This window comes from uncultured Nostoc sp., assembly GCF_964247315.1.
In the GTDB taxonomy this organism is placed as follows: Bacteria; Cyanobacteriota; Cyanobacteriia; order Cyanobacteriales; family Nostocaceae; genus Nostoc.
This window is the reverse complement of sequence record NZ_CAXTTT010000069.1, coordinates 1-16,953: the sequence shown is the minus strand read 5'-3', so window position 1 is coordinate 16,953 and position 16,953 is coordinate 1. Positions and strand designations below refer to the sequence as shown.

At 40.5% G+C, this 16,953-nt stretch carries 18 protein-coding genes; 8 read left to right on the top strand and 10 right to left on the bottom strand.

Annotation, left to right across the window (positions count from 1 at the left end; genetic code table 11):
• Nucleotides 1-118: 118 nt before the first annotated feature.
• Nucleotides 119-1,099: a water stress protein WSP1 gene (locus ACFE93_RS20275; RefSeq protein WP_375475585.1), complete on the bottom strand. Its 981-nt coding sequence runs from the start codon at nucleotides 1,097-1,099 to the stop codon at nucleotides 119-121.
• 1,108 nt (nucleotides 1,100-2,207) lie between these two features.
• The gene (locus ACFE93_RS20270; protein ID WP_375475583.1) at nucleotides 2,208-2,570 is read right to left on the bottom strand and encodes a hypothetical protein; all 363 of its coding nucleotides are present in this window, start codon (nucleotides 2,568-2,570) and stop codon (nucleotides 2,208-2,210) included.
• Between the two features lie 256 nt (nucleotides 2,571-2,826).
• On the opposite strand from ACFE93_RS20270, the gene ACFE93_RS20265 reads away from it, so the two are divergent.
• Both ACFE93_RS20265 and ACFE93_RS20260 read left to right on the top strand, forming a co-directional pair.
• The gene (locus tag ACFE93_RS20265; protein ID WP_375475581.1) at nucleotides 2,827-3,882 is read left to right on the top strand and encodes a DMT family transporter; all 1,056 of its coding nucleotides are present in this window, start codon (nucleotides 2,827-2,829) and stop codon (nucleotides 3,880-3,882) included.
• Nucleotides 3,883-4,070: 188 nt separating this feature from the next.
• Complete coding sequence (locus ACFE93_RS20260; RefSeq protein WP_375475579.1) at nucleotides 4,071-4,766, top strand: DUF2996 domain-containing protein; 696 nt, start codon at nucleotides 4,071-4,073, stop codon at nucleotides 4,764-4,766.
• Nucleotides 4,767-4,853: 87 nt separating this feature from the next.
• On the opposite strand, the gene ACFE93_RS20255 is transcribed toward ACFE93_RS20260, so the two are convergent.
• The gene (locus tag ACFE93_RS20255; protein WP_375475577.1) at nucleotides 4,854-5,351 is read right to left on the bottom strand and encodes a TM2 domain-containing protein; all 498 of its coding nucleotides are present in this window, start codon (nucleotides 5,349-5,351) and stop codon (nucleotides 4,854-4,856) included.
• Nucleotides 5,352-5,888: 537 nt separating this feature from the next.
• Nucleotides 5,889-6,059: a hypothetical protein gene (locus ACFE93_RS20250; RefSeq protein WP_158680325.1), complete on the bottom strand. Its 171-nt coding sequence runs from the start codon at nucleotides 6,057-6,059 to the stop codon at nucleotides 5,889-5,891.
• 46 nt (nucleotides 6,060-6,105) lie between these two features.
• On the opposite strand from ACFE93_RS20250, the gene acsF reads away from it, so the two are divergent.
• A complete protein-coding gene (gene acsF / locus ACFE93_RS20245; protein ID WP_375475575.1) occupies nucleotides 6,106-7,182 on the top strand; it encodes a magnesium-protoporphyrin IX monomethyl ester (oxidative) cyclase in 1,077 nt (358 codons plus the stop codon).
• A gap of 165 nt (nucleotides 7,183-7,347) precedes the next feature.
• Here the strand turns inward: acsF and ACFE93_RS20240 are convergent, their stop codons facing one another.
• Together ACFE93_RS20240 and ACFE93_RS20235 are read right to left on the bottom strand one after the other, a co-directional pair.
• A complete protein-coding gene (locus ACFE93_RS20240; RefSeq protein ID WP_375475573.1) occupies nucleotides 7,348-8,562 on the bottom strand; it encodes a type I restriction endonuclease in 1,215 nt (404 codons plus the stop codon).
• Nucleotides 8,563-8,879: 317 nt separating this feature from the next.
• On the bottom strand, nucleotides 8,880-9,326 hold the full coding sequence (locus ACFE93_RS20235) for a hypothetical protein (protein WP_375475571.1): 447 nt from the start codon (nucleotides 9,324-9,326) through the stop codon (nucleotides 8,880-8,882).
• Nucleotides 9,327-9,507: 181 nt separating this feature from the next.
• Here ACFE93_RS20235 and ACFE93_RS20230 point away from each other — a divergent pair, with 181 nt between their 5' ends.
• Together ACFE93_RS20230 and ACFE93_RS20225 are read left to right on the top strand one after the other, a co-directional pair.
• Entirely contained in the window at nucleotides 9,508-9,813 is a 306-nt protein-coding gene (locus ACFE93_RS20230; protein ID WP_375475569.1) for a hypothetical protein, read from the top strand.
• Between the two features lie 1,293 nt (nucleotides 9,814-11,106).
• Nucleotides 11,107-11,619, top strand: coding sequence for a hypothetical protein (locus tag ACFE93_RS20225; RefSeq protein ID WP_375475567.1), 513 nt, complete (start codon nucleotides 11,107-11,109; stop codon nucleotides 11,617-11,619).
• Nucleotides 11,620-11,699: 80 nt separating this feature from the next.
• On the opposite strand, the gene ACFE93_RS20220 is transcribed toward ACFE93_RS20225, so the two are convergent.
• Together ACFE93_RS20220 and ACFE93_RS20215 are read right to left on the bottom strand one after the other, a co-directional pair.
• Nucleotides 11,700-12,281, bottom strand: a complete 582-nt coding sequence (locus tag ACFE93_RS20220) for a thioredoxin family protein (protein WP_375475565.1) — start codon at nucleotides 12,279-12,281, stop codon at nucleotides 11,700-11,702.
• A gap of 146 nt (nucleotides 12,282-12,427) precedes the next feature.
• Complete coding sequence (locus tag ACFE93_RS20215) at nucleotides 12,428-12,643, bottom strand: chlorophyll a/b-binding protein (protein WP_094348273.1); 216 nt, start codon at nucleotides 12,641-12,643, stop codon at nucleotides 12,428-12,430.
• Nucleotides 12,644-12,837: 194 nt separating this feature from the next.
• On the opposite strand from ACFE93_RS20215, the gene thyX reads away from it, so the two are divergent.
• A complete protein-coding gene (gene thyX, locus ACFE93_RS20210) occupies nucleotides 12,838-13,560 on the top strand; it encodes an FAD-dependent thymidylate synthase (protein ID WP_375475563.1) in 723 nt (240 codons plus the stop codon).
• 119 nt (nucleotides 13,561-13,679) lie between these two features.
• Nucleotides 13,680-14,549, top strand: coding sequence for an Rpn family recombination-promoting nuclease/putative transposase (locus ACFE93_RS20205; RefSeq protein ID WP_375475561.1), 870 nt, complete (start codon nucleotides 13,680-13,682; stop codon nucleotides 14,547-14,549).
• 100 nt (nucleotides 14,550-14,649) lie between these two features.
• Here ACFE93_RS20205 and dcd read toward each other — a convergent pair whose 3' ends face one another.
• Both dcd and ACFE93_RS20195 read right to left on the bottom strand, forming a co-directional pair.
• Nucleotides 14,650-15,219 (bottom strand): dCTP deaminase, encoded by a 570-nt coding sequence (gene dcd, locus ACFE93_RS20200; RefSeq protein ID WP_375475630.1) that lies wholly within the window; start codon nucleotides 15,217-15,219, stop codon nucleotides 14,650-14,652.
• Nucleotides 15,220-15,305: 86 nt separating this feature from the next.
• Entirely contained in the window at nucleotides 15,306-15,842 is a 537-nt protein-coding gene (locus ACFE93_RS20195; protein WP_375475559.1) for a P-loop NTPase family protein, read from the bottom strand.
• A 451-nt stretch (nucleotides 15,843-16,293) separates the two neighbouring features.
• On the opposite strand from ACFE93_RS20195, the gene ACFE93_RS20190 reads away from it, so the two are divergent.
• A complete protein-coding gene (locus tag ACFE93_RS20190; protein WP_375475557.1) occupies nucleotides 16,294-16,917 on the top strand; it encodes an adenylate kinase family protein in 624 nt (207 codons plus the stop codon).
• Nucleotides 16,918-16,953: the final 36 nt, after the last annotated feature.

Here is a 16,953-nt window from a genome sequence, read left to right as displayed (position 1 = left end):
TCTCTACAAAAAGTAGAGGGAGTTTGGCAAATAAAACTTTTTTTATCTTTAGCTCCGTTCTTCAACTCTTGTAAAAGTAGTTTTTACAAGAGTTGAACAAAGAGTATCTTAACGACTGTTATTCATTAGCAATCGTAAAGCCTTCATACTGAACAGGTGCTGTTGCCAAAGCATTTGGTAAAGTAACGTTACCAAGTAAGGTGGCGGTTGCAAAGCCAGCGCCATTAGTACCTGTGGCACTACCTAAACCTAGACCTGATGCAGCAAGTTCATCTTGGTAGCCTGTGATCTCATAAACAGCACCAGTTTCCAGCCAACCGATCAATCTTTGAGAACCTAAGTTAGTAAATGATAAATCAGAATCTGCGTTGACATTCAAAGGTTGCCCTGAAGAATTTCTCAGAGCAATCGGCGCAGATAGCTGACCAGTGAGTAAATCAACTTTATAAAGATTGTTCCCATTTCCATCAGAGGTATGGAAATCGCTAGCAAAAGCGCGAGTGTTACCAGGATTGAGATTGTCGATAGCTAATCCATCGGCAAATTTTCCAGGGTTGGTAGGTTGAGTTCCTTGTATTTGTGCAGCAGTAGTAGGTGCGCCAAAAGCGTCTACAAGGCTAATAGTTCCAGGATTACCTGTAGTAATTTTATAAAGTGAGCTTCCTACTGGTTCTCCACCAAGATTAGCAGTTTTATTTCCTGAAATGTTGTACAGAGCATTTTGTTGTTTACTAAAGTCAGCACCTGACTCAAATCCAAAACGATGTAGGTTAGATGGTGTACGAGTTGGTGAAACCGTGGCTGGAGCAAAAGGCTGATCTACATTATTAACGACAATAACTGCTGGATCAATTGGATTTGGAGGATTAGTAGCCCGTGCTTCGTTAACTGCAATTACCCTTCCGGTAGTAGGGTTAGTTGCCAAACCTTCTAGATCTGCGTTAGTAACAGTACCTGCAATATTGACTGTACCTACTTTTGTAGGGGTAATAGAACCTCCAGGTGCAGAAGGTATCAAAAAGCGGTAAACATCAAGTTGCTTACCATTACTAGCGTTTGAGTCACGATCTTCTCCAATGGTATAGCCGTAAAGAGCCATGAGAATTTTCTCCTTATTGAAACCTGTTAAACTTTTGGGAACACTCCAAATATGCAAACTGCTATCTGACTAAAAGCTTGTACGACACAAACAAAGCTAACCTTCCCAGGTTGAGATTTAAAATTAGTCTGCGTTATCTTACTTTGCTTATATAGCAGAGAAATTTGCAAAACTGAAATACTGCTAAACTTTTGACTGTAAACAAGCTAAGATAACTTAACTCAAGATTGTTGTAATTACTATTTATTTGCTCAATTTCTGAAAGTAGGATATGTAAGAACTTGATGTCAGAGGTAGAAATCTCAAAACTACATCAGGTTACACTCTCAGACATTTTTTGGGAACCAATTATTCCCAAACTAGATTACAATGAGCCGAGGTTAAGCATCTTTAATTTGCTCGTTAAAAGTCAAAATTTTAGGTTGTAAATTGTATTTGGAGTTATCTTACACAAGACTATATTTGACTAATGTTAAGGTTTAATAACATATTGGTTAAGGTTTAGTAGTTGCTGAATGTTTTCACTCGCTGATATACTTATTCCATTATTTCAACAAAAAAAGCACATCGGGGCAAAGTAATATAGAAGTAGGCTTTATGCTTGTGAAACCGCTACCGATTACCTCTGAGGTTGCATAGAGCAATTTACTCAATCTTTTTGTCTTGCCAAGTCTGATTTTGTAGAGTTTCACAAAGAAAGAGAATTTTACTAGATAAAATACCAAAGTTAATTAATACATTTGGCAAAAGTATTAGTACAGGCAGAACTTGATTGATTTAATAGCTATTAAACAATTTATCTTTGCAGGCGATCGCTCTTATCCTGCTTACTTAAAAATTCCTTTATCGAAAAGAATTAAATAAGATTTCAAGGACAAAGTTAAAAAGAAGACTCATCTTTCTAATTTTCACCTTTAACCTGATTCTGCCAGAAAGTTAACGGCTTTTTGTGAAGGACGAAATCAGACTTTTTCTATGGCATAAAAGCACAGCACAAAACCGGAGACATTTCTATTGCTCCGGGCTTTTCTTCATATATTGCAACTTAGATGCAATCGAATTGCTCCTCTAGTTTCAGCAAAATATTAATTAGAAAGTGGATTTATTATTACTTCACTTCACTGGGTTCAAATTTAGTTACCTTACCTTTTTTAATGGCAACAATCACATCGTAATGCACACAATAAGAGAAGGTGATATCATTAGCTTTGTTATAAAGGTTAACTACATGACCTGCACCACCTACCTGGATACCGATTGGTTCCAAGTCACCAAAGAAGAAACGACGTAGTTGATCGCCACTACCAATTTGACCCTTACTCTTAGTAAGCAAGTCTAACTTTTGTGCTAAAGACATTTCTTGGGCTGCTGATGCCTGCACTAATGACGGATTGATCGCCTTTAATGGTACGTCCCAAACTGTGAAAAAACCGACCAAGGCTACACTTGTAAGTAAGGGTGCGAGTTTCATTTGTTACTTCTCTTTTTTGTTTTATCCTGAACATCCCAAGCATCTCAGGTGGCAGTGAAAGCTGATTGAAACTAAGCCACTATTTTCATGAATTTATCCCTTGAGAAAATTTAGTGAATTCTCAGCATTTTCTCAGGTAATCATGGCTGCTCAAAGTCACAGGATAATTTAAGTATTTTCTCAACAAAACCTCATTTTGAAGTGCGTGAGGATAACTTAATATGATCAGCAATGCTTTCATTGCAGTGATGTTATTGTGACTAGATCCAAAAGACCACATCGCCAAATCCATAGAATTTCAGGACAAACATATCTTTGGCTAGCAATGCTAATTTTTGGAGCATCTAGCGCCGTTACTCGGAAGCTAACAGAAATTGGTGCTCAACATCTGATTGGTAATCGCAATCCGATTTCTTTGTGTAATGTTTTATTCGTGGGAAACCTTTGCGCTTTGATACTTCTGATCCTAATCTATGGGCGGCAGTGGAACAAAGCTACTTTGAAGCAGCTCTCAAGGAAGGATTGGGTCAGTCTAACGGCAGTAGCTATTTTATTAGGAGCGTTAGCCCCTGGCTTAATTTTCCAGGCACTGGCACTCACAAGGGTGAACAATGTCATCTTGGTGGGACGCTTGGAACCGCCTCTAACTTTGGCTTTATCAGTCTGGTTATTGAGAGAACGGGTAAATATTTGGGAATTTCTTGGTGCGATCGCAGCTTTTGTTGGTGTTATCCTAACTATTATCCTTCAGCCTCCAACAGAAACCATGATGAACATGGGAAGTTTCGGTTTAGGCATAGGGGAACTTTTGGCCGCAGCCGCATCTGTGGCTATAGCTGCTTCTACGATTATTAGCAAGAAACACCTTTCGCAGATTCCTTTGGGAATCTATAGCATTTTTCGGACTGCACTAGGAACTGTAATCTTTTTCTTTACTGCTTTAATCCTCTATGGCAGGGATCATTTCGCTGGTGTCCTCTCACCATTCTTGTGGCAGTGGATGTTTCTTTATGGCGGGTTGATTGTGGTGCTAGGCCAGTCTTTTTGGATTAAAGGCTTGAAAACTTCTACTGCTTCTATGGCTTCTTTGGTTAGCTCATTTGGCCCAATTGTGGGAATTATAGCAGCCTATCTAATTTTGGGTGAAGCTCCTACCCGACCTCAATATATTGGCGGTAGCTTAATTTTAGTAGGTATATTTTTGAGCCAAGTTGGCGCTAGGCGTCAGACTTCTAGCATTGCGTCTGACAAGGTGAGTTCTACTCCAGCACAGCAACAGGTAGAAACTGGTATGGGATTCAAAGGGATTTGAAAGAGGCGGAGGGTAAAAAAGCTTATATCCTAAGCTTTTGCGTTATTTCTAACTGTACGAGCGTTTGCAGGAGCGTTATTACAAATTAGGAATTCCGCCTTGCAGTACTAGTATGTCAAAATAAAAATACCCGATACATCAAGGTGAGCGATCGCTCCCAAAGCTAGATTAAAGGATTGACCTGAGCAATGGCAGACCCAACCAATCACAATCAAGCGGGAGAAGTAGCTCCCAGCACTGTTGACAAGCAAGCTCCGAGTGTGGCTGAAGAACACGCTCCTAGTACAGACTCACCCGAAGCCACAGATATTCCTACTGCCAACGCGCCAGATCCCAAAGCCGCAAATCCCGAAGATAATCCCAATGCTGCTAAACCAGCTGCTGCATCACCCAAGCGAGAAAAACCCGCCACCGCAGCTAAAGCCGCAAAAGGAGAAAAACCCGCCGCCGACGACGCTAAGGAAGAAAAACAGGCCGCAGCTAAAGCCGCTAAGAAGGAAAAAGCCCCAGCTGTTGAAAATAAGCCATTTGTAGAGTTCATTGAGCAAGACTACTTGCCAGCTTTACAAAAAGCGATCGCTCAAAAAGGCGTACAAGATTTACAGGTGTCTTTTGCCAAGCAAAAAGTGCCAATTACTGGCTTTGAATCCGCCGAAGAATGCTGGCAAATTATCGGCAGTTGGTCAGAAATTGGTAAGCGTCAGTTTAACCTGTATTTCCCAGATGAAGATATTCAAGGGAAAAAAGGATTTTCTTGTAATGAAGGCAAAAAACCTAGCACTTTTGAGTCATTCTTAATCGATGAACGCAAAATTACCCTCGATTTATTGGTATATGGCTTAGTTCAGCGCTTGGACGGTCAAAAGTGGTTAGGTAGAAATTAGTCATTGGTCATTGGTCATTGGTCATTGGTCATTGGTCATTGGTCATTAGTTTTTAACAAATGACAAATGACAAAGGACAAATAACAATTAAAGTTCGTGGAAATGGTAGGTAACGGCTCCAGTATTGGGGTCGTTATCAATTTTTACATAACCTGATTTGTACATCTCTTTGAGAGTAGCTTCCACTTCAGCAAAGCTGGCTCCCGTGAACTTCACCCCTTGAGTGACAGTTAAAATACCACCTTTGCTTTCCGCCGCTTCAATCAGTTTCACCATGAGTTGGTTGCCTGTTGGGCGGTGGACTTGAGAAGCAACCACTGCTTGATTCAACGGCACACCAAAGGGAGATACACCCGCTTTTAATCTCAGGTTGTGTTCGTATTCGTCAACTATGTTGGGGATAAAGAACAAATCCACAAACTGCCCTATACCAAACACACCACCAGTCAACAGCCAAAACAAACCAGTTACGATCCTGCCATTGTAGAAACGGTGCAATCCTCCCACCCCCATAAATCCGACTGCACACAAGATATAAGAGACAAGAAATCGGTCTTTTTGCTGCTGATTGTTTTCAAGATTCATCTTGTTTTCAAACCTTTGGATTTACTCTTGTTGTTTAAGATAGGTTTTTCGGCTTACTTTTTATACTAAGTACTAATAGCTAGATTTACATCATGCATCAATTGCTAGCAAGCAATTTTCTTAGTGGACACTACTGTTCGCTGCAACTCTGATTTGAAGTTGTGAGCATTGTCCAATTTCTAGTTATTAACAAAAGTGCAAAACATCACTAGAATAATTATAATCTTTCAGTAAGTATGCTACTGATTAATTGTTAATTTTAAGCCGATCAACGTACTAATAGAACCCCATGAATTTATTTTAGTAACAACCACAGAAAATTACTGAGATAGTAGTGCTTTCAGAATCAAAAGGTAAGTGCTAGTCCACTCGATCAAAATAATCCTGCTCACTCAATTACATTTATTTGACTACCAATCTGCGATTTTTGATTCCGCTAATATTGAATGATTGTTGCAACTCTTAATGTTTTGCTTACAAATTTCTCACCCGCACCTTGGTAGACTGAACTTTATACAATTGGATTATTGTGGGCTGTTACGGTTTGCCAGAGCATTTCTGGTGAGGCAGTCCGGTCTTCTCCCAAAGGGAGAGGCTAGCGCCAACGGGTTTCCACGCCAGTTGCTTCAAGTCGGCACAGCCGCCCAACGCACTGGCTCCCCATGAGGAACTGCCGTTACCGTGGCGGTAGAGACGTAGGAACGTCACCCGAAAGGTCTACTTAAGATAATAAAGACGAAAGAGAAATCAAGACATGGTAGATTCCCTCAAAAAACCAGGCTTTGAAGAAATCCGGCCAGGAATTAAAGTCCCGGCAAAAGAAACCCTGTTAACACCTCGGTTTTATACTACCGATTTTGATGAAATGGCACGGATGGATATCTCCGTCAATGAAGATGAGTTAAGAGCCATTCTTGAAGAGTTCCGCACTGACTACAATCGCCACCACTTTGTTCGGGATGCCGAGTTTGAACAATCCTGGGATCATATTGACGGGGAAACTCGCCGATTGTTCGTTGAATTTCTAGAACGTTCCTGTACGGCAGAGTTTTCCGGCTTTTTGCTGTATAAAGAACTTGGTCGTCGCTTGAAAGGCAAAAGCCCTGTTTTGGCAGAGTGTTTTAACCTGATGTCACGGGATGAAGCGCGTCACGCTGGCTTTTTGAATAAAGCTTTGTCGGACTTTAATATGTCCCTAGATTTAGGCTTTTTGACTAAGAGTCGCAGTTATACCTTCTTTAAACCGAAATTCATTTTCTACGCTACTTATCTTTCTGAGAAGATCGGTTATTGGCGCTACATCACCATTTATCGCCATTTAGAAGCACATCCCGAAGACCGGGTTTATCCAATCTTCCGGTTCTTTGAGAACTGGTGTCAGGATGAAAACCGTCACGGCGATTTCTTTGATGCAATCATGAAATCCCAGCCGCAAATATTGAATGATTGGAAAGCAAAGCTATGGAGTCGGTTCTTCCTGTTGTCGGTGTTTGCGACTATGTATCTCAATGACATCCAACGCAAGGACTTTTATGCCACCCTGGGATTGGATGCGCGAGAATACGATATCCATGTTATTCAGAAGACTAACGAAAACGCAGGTAGGGTATTCCCACTGATGCTGGATGTAGAGAATCCAGAGTTTTATCAGCGCTTGGATACTTGTATAAGCAATAACCAGAAGCTGGGTGCGATCACTAGCTCCAACACTCCCAAATTCCTGCAATTTTTCCAAAAACTGCCGCATTACATCTCCAACGGCTGGCAGTTATTGCGGCTGTACCTGATGAAACCGATTGATACTGTTTCTGCTCAAGGGGCAGTTCGTTAATTTTTAACAGCTTTGCGAAAGCTTTGGTGGTTCTGCTAATTGCAGAGCCACTTTTTTTGTCCTAAATATTACAAGTCAGCCGATTAGTACTGCGATCGCTAATTTGTTAGCAAACAAAAATCGGAGATAGTTGGTTAGGTGTAGTTTGGTAGTAGATACCTTGAGTTAAGCTGATTTTTCCATTCTGATTACATCTGGAGTCAATGTTTGATGCTTTGCTGCTTCTGCCTCGTAACATCTGAGAATCAGTGATGTCAGCTTATCTAAATCACTGACAGAGGAAATAATTACTTTTGATGCGACATCCCCTAGAGAAGCTGTTACTTGCTGCACTTCAAAGTTTGAAGCTAGCGATTTTACTTCATCTACACTTAGTCGAGTAACAAAACTTTTTTTCTGCGAAGATAGATACAGCCGCAGAAACCACCAAGTACTTTTGCCAACAAGATTGATACCAAAGTATGAAACAGTATCTTTGTATTGGAGTTGATAATTGTAACTCGTTGAGGTTTGCGTAATTGCTTTAATTTTTTCAAAAGCTTCGATTTCTTCAGCAGTTGTTACTACTTTTGATTCTTGAGGATCTGGTTGTATATCTACTTCTCCATTATCTATGTCTATTGGAGGTTCAACAGGCTGATCTATTACTGGAGTAAGTGAGCGAGTCATTAACTCTACTAAACTTCCCTGAATCGACTTTTTAACAATTGGTTTGAATTTATCAATAATTTTACCAGTAATTCGACCTTTAATTTCATAACTAGGAGCAACTGTACCAAGTTCAGTCACTAAAAAGCGAACAAATTCTTCAGAAGGAGAACGTAAAAGATTTCCTAGAAGTTGAGTCATGCCTTTTACATAAACCATTTCCTCAGCATGGTTGGTAATAGCTGTAACCTCAAAATTATCACGGTGAAAGAACTTGAGGTTATCAATATCTTTGGTATCATATTCCAGGATGTTAAAAGTAAAAAATGGCTCCTTGTCCATGACATTTTTATCATGCAAGTCTGTAAAGAAACGGTACTCAACCCCATTAGTGACGATAGCTACTTTTGTTGTCAAAAGTCCATTAAAATAGCGACTCAGTTGCCCATCATGTGCTTCAGCTTTTTGACCACGAGCTTTTGCCTCTACGAGCATAACTATATTATTGTTAATAGCTAAAGCGTAATCTACTTTTTCAAACTGCCCTGCTTTTTTAATAGCAAAATCTGCCACGTATTCCGGCATTACTTCACTAGGATCATAGACATCGTAGCCAAGAACACTCAAAAAAGGAACAATCAGTGCCATCTTAGTAGATTCTTCGCCAACAGCTTGGTCAGCCCGCTTACGCACTTGTTCAGATAGCTTGGTAATATCTTCAGTGAATGCCATCTTGCTTGCTCCTGGTAGATTAGTAAGTATTGATACGTCTTTTTTATAAAATAAGAGTGATTATTAGGTGACGTAGTACATTTGAATTGAAAGTGTTAGTGCGATCGCCTTTTTTATCACTCCTATAAAAGTATTCCCAAATAAGTACCAGCCTGTAACACTCATGACTTGTTCACAGGTGCAATGGCATCGGTAATGAATAAAAATAAATCAGAATGATTTTTTATGAAGCCTCAGCCTATAGTGATTCTCAAAATAAAAATGCTCAAGTTAATTATTAAAGCCCACTAATTTATCCGTGGGCTTTTTAATGCAAGCTAACTTGTCGTTGCTGCTTTGTTTCCATTCTGGTTGCCATTTTTGCTGCCGTTACCGTTCACATCGGCAATAAATGACGGTTGCTGTAAATTAGAAACAGGTGATTCGCCTCGCAGTCCCTTACGGCGCTGGTTTTTAGGAACACCTCCCGCCATACCGTACTCCACACTACTTTTGCCATACTGAGTAGCAACTCCTAAGAGCATGTGCTCTGCCATATCTGCCAACTCGCGCTCTGTTTGGAGCATTTCCTGGTACAACTTATCCAGGTTGGAAAGAGCAGTGTTATATAAATTCTCTCTAGTTCGCATCGTCTCAATTAGGGTTGAGAAGGCCGGTAGAGTAAGTCCATTGCCTAAATTTAAAGTGGGATTAATTGAGTTGATGCTAGCAGCACGACGCACTGCTTTTTCTAACACCTGAGAGGTTCTTTTTCTCCGAGCCATGATATGAACCTTGTAATACAGTACGGTTAATATTCTTTACTTTAAAAAACTTCCATATTGATTGGCTTGAGAGAACTCCGGCAATTCTCCAATGATTTTTGTTACATAGCGATGTTGTTATCAATACGCGATATACCGAAATGAGAAAGCAATCAAGCTTTTGAGAAAGCAATATGTCTTTTTGCTTGCTAAATCTACCGAAATGAGAAAGCAATTAAGCATTTTGAGAAAGCAATATACCTTTTTGCTTGCTGAATTTACCGAAATGAATGCGCGATATACCGAAATGAGAAAGCAATTAAGCATTTTGAGAAAGCAATATACCTTTTTGCTTGCTGAATTTACCGAAATGAATGCGCGATATACCGAAATGAGAAAGCAATTAAGCATTTTGAGAAAGCAATATGCCTTTTTGCTTGCTGAATCTACTGAAATAAGAAAGCAATATGCCTTTTTGCTTATTGAAATCGACTTGATCGGGTATTAAAAACTTAATAAGTTTAAGTAAGATATTTTACTTTGAGTTAAATGTGTTGAAACTCATCGATACATTTCAGCCGAACCTTAAAAACCCCATACAGCAGATTGCAACTTGGTGAAGCAGTGCGGTCTTCTCCCTTGGTGTTAGCCTCTCCCTTTGGGAGAAGGGGAGACGCCAAGGGCAATAGCGCAGCGTAAAGCCTTCTCTTCTCTTTCAGAGACGCTAACGCGAACGAGAGACTTGTCTGCGACACGCTACGCGAACGCCAACGGCATGGCAACTCTTAGAGAGGCTGCGCCAACGCTTAAAGCGAGTCATCGAGCGTCTGGGGGTTTCCCCCATGAGCGACTGCTTTTAGCGCAGCGTTAGCGACGCAGGAGCGTCACCCGCAGGGTGAGGTACAGATAATCGTAGGGGCACAACATGTTGTGCCCCTATCGGTGTATTTCATTCACCTGAAATACGCTGTAATTACCTTGAGATGCGTCGATTTGGGGGTCTGAAACCCTCTCCTTTTAAGATTTACAAAAGGTAACTCTTTACATAACCACTTTCCCTAACGGGGATAAAAGCAAACTAAGAACTTTAGCGATCGCATTACTTTGAAGTTTAGTTCTCATAATAAAAACTTGTAATTAATATTCTGATTTAACAGTTCGAGGCTGGTTTACCTCTGGCCTGAAACCGTACATGAAACTTTCGCTTCACACGGTTACTCATATTCTGCTGCTTTGAAATGGAAATCTTTGCTCTTTCTTCTCTGCCAGACGCGCAATGGGCAGACCAAAATATTGCTGAGTCAATGAATTTTACTTTTTACTCAGCAATATTTTGGTGAGAAAGGTTTTCGTGAGTTTCTACGGTTATAACAGAAGCCGACATTAGGATACACTGGCATTTGAATACACCGGAAGTTCATCAGCGACTTAGTTTGTCGCTTCTGGTGACTTCCTTCCTAGTATCCTATCGCTTTTGGCTGTATGAAACTTACTCCAATCTCCGGTAAGTCTCCCTGAAGAAGGTTTTTAGCATCTAAAACGACTGCCACTGTTTTGAGGCTATAGCCTTAGAATATTTACAAGCTTTACTTACGAATTAGCTTTCTCTAGATAAAAATACCGTTTTTGCTGTGTAAGCTGACATTCTACCTGTTTCATCCAGATTTGTGTAGCTTATTAACAAATCAGCGGATTCATTAATATTAAGCCTGTTTTACTATTTAGTTTCCTACCCCGACCTATTAGACAGCTAGAGTGTTCATTTCATTTTGTTCAATAGCTTTTAGCCCTTATCGCTCCCATGCTGACCCATCACCGCAAGCCCGTGTGCTTATCACTTATTTCTACTGACCTACCAATCTGGTCTGTTGTCGAAACTGCCGCGACATTGTATCAAAAAGATACCGATCGATTTCATTTACTAATGACCGCACCACCCTTAATTAGCTGCGAAGTAGAGAGTGTCATAAGTCCAGAAGACACACTTCCTCAAACTAAGAGCAAAGCTTACGCCCCTAACAGTCCCAGAATTTTGTGGCTGGAGATTTCCCCTTACCGAGTCATTATGACTATGCAAGGTAATGCTCAAGTGAGTTACCGTCACTTTTGGGAACAGGGTGTTTATGGCATTAGTCGCTATTGGTTGCCAACTGAGTTATTGCAACCTAACGATCCCATTCGCTTACGAAATTTTACTCGTAGCTTAACTCTCAACGGACATCCCTTGCCAGAGCATTTGCGGCTGGAATATGAATTGTGGGCAGAAAAAGTCCAATTAGGATGCTACATACTAAATTTGGAAATTAAACATTAATAGCCATGGGCAGTAGGGAGTAGGGAAAAGTTTTTACAATGCCCAATGCCCAATGCCCAATGCTCCATGCCTAATCCTTCTTAACCAAAATAACTGGGTTGGTTTCCAGGTTTCCATTTAATATTGCAACCAACACTCGGCTTTTGCTCGCTTGTAACAGGTTTACCCGCTAGCACTGCTTCAATGGCTGCGCGCAAATCTGCACCTGTTACAGGTTTACCATTACTGGGGCGGCTATCATCTAATTGTCCCCGATAAACAAGTTGGCGTCGATCGTCAAATACAAAAAAATCTGGTGTGCAAGCTGCTGTGTAAGCCTTGGCTGTTTCTTGGCTCTCGTCGTAACATAAGGTAAAATTAAAACCTTGTTCTGTAACAAATGCTTGTAACGACTCTGGCGCATCATCTGGGTAATTCTTTGCATCGTTAGCACTGATGGCAACGATCGCTAAATCACTTGTAAAATAATCTCTTCCTAACTGCACTAATTGTTTTTGGACATGTTTTACAAACGGGCAATGTCGACAAATAAACATTACTAACAGTGCTTTTTTATCTGCAAAGGTAGAAAGTGAAGTTGCCTTTCCAGATACTACTTCCGGTAGATTAAAATCTGGCGCTTTAGTGCGTAGCGGCAACATAGTTGAAGCAGTTAAAGCCATAGTTCACCCAATATTTTTACGCTGATAACTAACGGCTTTTGTTATCAGTATATTTTCACTCTAGCACTAAGTTTTCCATAAATTAAGAGACGGTAAAATTACCGTCTCTTATCATTTTTTGAGAGTTATTTTAAATAAATTAGTTTTTACAAACTTGCCAAAACACCAACAATACCGTGTCCTGTGAATACTTCTAATGCTATCAGAGAGACAAAACCAATCATTGCTAAACGACCGTTGAGCATTTCTGCATAGGGAGTGAAACCAGTGCGATCGCCTTGCTCATCTATATAAACTTTTGGCTCGATCGCAAAGTTGTTCAGTTTGCCTTGGTCGTCAATGATAGCAGTGCTTGTACGCATGGATTTTCCCCTGTCTTCTCTTTATGTAAATAACTGTAACAAACTTGTTAATATTTGTAAAGGATTTGAATCCGATCGAGTAGAAGTCCAAGCCAGAGATATGATGATGGATCGAGTTCAAAGCTATGTCTAACAAACAGGCTCCGCTCGTTCTGTGTAAGCATTTTCAGTCATCAATCCATTCCCAAAAACTAATGCATCGATTTCGAGTAGAGGTTATTGCCAAAACACCAAACCCGCAGCAGGTGATTTATGCCGCGATGCACCAGGACTATACTGATGGGTTTGTGTTTGATGAGCGCGACTCCTGGCCCTTGGAGTCACAAAGCGGTGAAGTTATTGTTAAGCGGCTTTTAGCGGGTGAGAGGGGACACTATGGGCCTTTAGAGCATCCGCAAATTGTGTTTAACTGTGGTTACTTTCCCCACAGTGTGATGCAGCAGGCGCGGACTCATCGTGTTTCTGTATCATTTGATGTACAATCTTTTAGGTACACAGGCAACCAATTTATTGATGTAGTAGAAGGTAAGAAAGATATAGAAGATGTTTTTTACCTACGTCCCGTTGGTTATTACACTGATAGACAAGGCAAAAAGTACCACTATTCACCGGAGCAACGAGTAGCAGATTTGGAGTGGTGTTTAGAAGCAGCTAAACGATATAAAGCTGATTTTGAAGCGGGAATGTCTGAAGAACATGCTAGAGGTAAAGTACCTTTTGATTATCGCCAGCATTTTGTAGTTAGTTTTAATTTAAGGTCTTTCTTGCATTTTTGTGACCTGAGAAATAAGAAAGATGCTCAACTTGAAATTCAAAAGTTATGTGAAATGATGTGGCCTCATTTTGAAGATTGGGCACCTGCGATCGCACAATGGTATGAAAAGCAGCGTCTAGGTAAAGCCAGGTTAGCACCTTAAATAATGGCTTACCTTGCTCTTTATATACGAGAGTTGACATAATTTGCGGTAGGATAAAGCGACGCAACTATCCTTAGATTTATTGGGTTTGATTTAGGGCGATCGCATCTATTTTTTTGATGAACAAAGCTGCCGATATTAGCACTAAAAAATTAATCAGCCTTGCACCAAATAATTGGGCAAAATGGGTGACAGGAATTCCCGACATTGTTACAGGCGAAATCTTAAATACAGAATTTCAATGGATTAGCCGACAAAGTGATGTTGTAATTCCGGCTGAAAGTCCCCAATACGGAAAATTTCTTATCCTCAATGAGTTACAATTGCGCTACACATCAGAAATGCCGCGTCGGATGCGTGCTTATGCTGCTCTTGCGGAAGAGAAATATAAACTACAAACCTACCCTGTACTGATTAATATTCTCAAAATCAGCAACAGTGAAATACCTACAAGCTTTGCATCAAATTTTATCGGGTTAAGGGCAATTCAAGATTACCGCGTAATTAACCTTTGGGAGGTCGATGTAAATATTGCTTTTGAGACGCCGTTACCGTCGCTGCTTCCCTTTGTACCAATTCTCAAAGGCGGAGAAAACGAGTCTACAATTAGGGAAGCATTGCGAATGCTGCGTGCTGATGAGCAATTAAATCAACTTGAGACAGTTCTGGCATTTTTTGCAACCTTTGTATTAGAAAGTACTTTAGTTCAGGAAATCATGAGGTGGGATATGACAGTCTTAAGAGAGTCACCTTGGTATCAAGAAATTTTACGTGAGGGACAAGTACGAGGAGAAGCAGAAGGAGAAGCACGAGGAGAAGTACGTGGAATAATCTCTAGCATCGAAACAAGTTTAGAGGCGAAATTTGGCAGCGATGGTTTTGAGTTGATGTCGCAAATTTCGCAAATTTCTGATTTAGAGCAATTGAAAGAGATTTTACGCAGAATTGTTGTAGCCAATACAATTCAAGATTTAGAGAATGTTTTGTAGGATAAAGCGATCGCACTCTAATTTTTGGGTATGATTTAGAGCGATCGCACAATAGTAAGCAAAGCAGCATCTAAGTAAGGCAAGATTAGTTCCTTGTTGCTCAGACTTTAGCTAGAGTTACAATCTCTAGCTGATCCTGATATTTACCCTGTCTTGCTTCATAACTAATAGCGCAGGGTTCACCTTCTAAAAATAGCAATTGCACCACGCCTTCCCCCGCGTAAATACGACAGTCTGCGCTGGAAGAATTGGAAAATTCTAAAGTTAAATGACCTCGCCATGCAGCCTCAGCAGGCGTTAGGTTCGCTATTATGCCACAACGTGCATACGTAGATTTTCCAATACAAATTACAGTAATATTCTCAGGAACCTCTAGTTTTTCTAGAGCAACCCCAAGTCCATAGGAATGAGCAGGTAAAATAAAGTAACTGCCATTAACATCTGTATGCAGTGCTGTTGGCTCCAGATTTTGAGGATTAAAGTTTTTGGGATCGACTACAGTTCCGGGAATGTGGCGAAAAATGCGGAACTCGGCCGAAGAAAGGCGTATATCGTAGCCATAAGAAGATAAACCGTAGCTGATTACATGTTTAACTGCCACTGATTCATCTTTTTGCACTTTTCGGATTAAACTTGGCTCAAAGGGGGAAATTAGACCCTGTTGAGCCATTTCAGTAATCCAGATATCGTTTTTAATCACAACTTCACAGCTAATTCAAACGGAATTACTAGGATATCCTGAATTGAGTATTTTGTTTAAGGTCGATAACTCCGACGGATTTCTGTAATTTGATCTGCTACATCCAGAAGAGATTTTGGCATCTCTGGCCCTGTGAGAATGATATCGATGTGGGGAGGGCGTTTTGCCAAAAAAGCTAAAACTTCCGTTTCAGGAATTAAACCAAAGTTAATCGCTAAACTTAACTCATCTAACACCACGAGAGAATACTTGCTCGCACACACAACTTGTTGTGTATATTGCCACAACTTTTGTAAGGCTTGATTTTCTGTATCGTCTAAATGTGGTGTATCGATACAACGAGGCAAATCACAGCGAATCCAATCTAAATTTTGTCCTAATTGTATAGGTCGATCTTGTCCTTGACGAATACCTCCTTTGAGAAATTGCACTATTAATACTGGCGTTCCTTGTCCAGCTATTCTCAGTGATTGAGCGATCACGCTCGTAAAAAAGTTGCGATGGGAACTAGTGAAAACTTGCACTAGTCCTTCAACTGGATATGGTAGGGTTAGGGTTGAATTGATACTTTGAGTTTCTAGTTGGGCAACCATAAAGTTAAGTACAAAAAAAATACAATAAGTCAAGGGTTATTACTGGCGGTGAAACTGACAAATTTGCCTGTATAATCAATCTGTTTTTCACAAGTGTGGTGGATTTGGCAAATTGCATTCTTAGTCAAACACTAGGTTTGTATTGAAGTCAAGAGTCCTGTTTGATTTACAGCATATTTTAGATAAATGAAGTACATAGACAAAACCCGAAAGCTTGTAGAGACGTTGCATGTAAAATCTCTAGATGTATTTTATAAAACCGCTAACCGCTGTAAATTTTCGTCTTTTCTCTGAAATAAGTTGTAAAAATGAAAACATCAGAGTTACAGTTCCAATTATTTAAAAAAGCTAGGCAGAACGCCTGAAAATCGCTAAATGTTAGATTTGTCGGTTGTTTAGGCAAAACAGACTTAGCAAGTAGGGAATTTGACAGGATGAGGAGTAAATTGTTGTGAGATTGGTGATTCTGGGAGGTTCAGGATCGGGGAAAAGCACTCAAGCACAAAGGCTTTGCAGATACTTTGATATTCCTCTGATTTCTACAGGTGAGATTTTACGGTCAGCAATATCTGGCAATCAGCCCCTGCCAGAATTTCGATGCTTGGAAGCCGATCCCCGGACTTCTCTTTCGGTTTACGCTAGCTTGAGTGAACTAGGCTACCATGCACAGCCCTATATGCAAAAAGGGGAGTTAGTTCCAGACGAAATGATTATTGAATTGATCCGAATACGGCTCAGACAACCAGACATTAACTGCGATTGGGTGTTAGAAGGCTATCCTCGTACTGCCTTCCAAACTGAAGAATTAGATTTTTTATTGGATGATTTAGGGCAAAAGCTAGATTGGGCAATTTATCTCCAAGTCCCGGAAGCCGTGATGGTTAGTCGATCCTTGGGGCGATCGCTACCAGATGACCAACCAGAAATCGTGCAGCGCCGTGTAGAATTATTCTACGATCGCACCATTCCCATCCTAGAATATTACGACCGTCGTCGCTGCTTGTTGACCATCAACGGCGACCAATCACCAGAGATGGTACAGCAAAATATTTTGACTCTGCTTTCAGTTCCTTAGAAGCAGGCAGGGGACAGGGGGCAGGGAGCAGGGAGC

What these genes read in the sequence shown, in the direction of transcription:
- ACFE93_RS20270 (WP_375475583.1), bottom strand. Translation starts at nt 2,570, where the DNA reads ATGAAACTCGCACCCTTACTTACAAGTGTAGCCTTGGTCGGTTTTTTC.
- acsF (WP_375475575.1), top strand. Translation starts at nt 6,106, where the DNA reads ATGGTAGATTCCCTCAAAAAACCAGGCTTTGAAGAAATCCGGCCAGGA.
- ACFE93_RS20220 (WP_375475565.1), bottom strand. Translation starts at nt 12,281, where the DNA reads ATGGCTTTAACTGCTTCAACTATGTTGCCGCTACGCACTAAAGCGCCA.
- ACFE93_RS20260 (WP_375475579.1), top strand. Translation starts at nt 4,071, where the DNA reads ATGGCAGACCCAACCAATCACAATCAAGCGGGAGAAGTAGCTCCCAGC.
- thyX (WP_375475563.1), top strand. Translation starts at nt 12,838, where the DNA reads ATGCATCGATTTCGAGTAGAGGTTATTGCCAAAACACCAAACCCGCAG.
- ACFE93_RS20255 (WP_375475577.1), bottom strand. Translation starts at nt 5,351, where the DNA reads ATGAATCTTGAAAACAATCAGCAGCAAAAAGACCGATTTCTTGTCTCT.
- ACFE93_RS20195 (WP_375475559.1), bottom strand. Translation starts at nt 15,842, where the DNA reads ATGGTTGCCCAACTAGAAACTCAAAGTATCAATTCAACCCTAACCCTA.
- ACFE93_RS20225 (WP_375475567.1), top strand. Translation starts at nt 11,107, where the DNA reads ATGCTGACCCATCACCGCAAGCCCGTGTGCTTATCACTTATTTCTACT.
- ACFE93_RS20205 (WP_375475561.1), top strand. Translation starts at nt 13,680, where the DNA reads ATGAACAAAGCTGCCGATATTAGCACTAAAAAATTAATCAGCCTTGCA.
- dcd (WP_375475630.1), bottom strand. Translation starts at nt 15,219, where the DNA reads ATGGCTCAACAGGGTCTAATTTCCCCCTTTGAGCCAAGTTTAATCCGA.
- ACFE93_RS20235 (WP_375475571.1), bottom strand. Translation starts at nt 9,326, where the DNA reads ATGGCTCGGAGAAAAAGAACCTCTCAGGTGTTAGAAAAAGCAGTGCGT.
- ACFE93_RS20215 (WP_094348273.1), bottom strand. Translation starts at nt 12,643, where the DNA reads ATGCGTACAAGCACTGCTATCATTGACGACCAAGGCAAACTGAACAAC.
- ACFE93_RS20240 (WP_375475573.1), bottom strand. Translation starts at nt 8,562, where the DNA reads ATGGCATTCACTGAAGATATTACCAAGCTATCTGAACAAGTGCGTAAG.
- ACFE93_RS20275 (WP_375475585.1), bottom strand. Translation starts at nt 1,099, where the DNA reads ATGGCTCTTTACGGCTATACCATTGGAGAAGATCGTGACTCAAACGCT.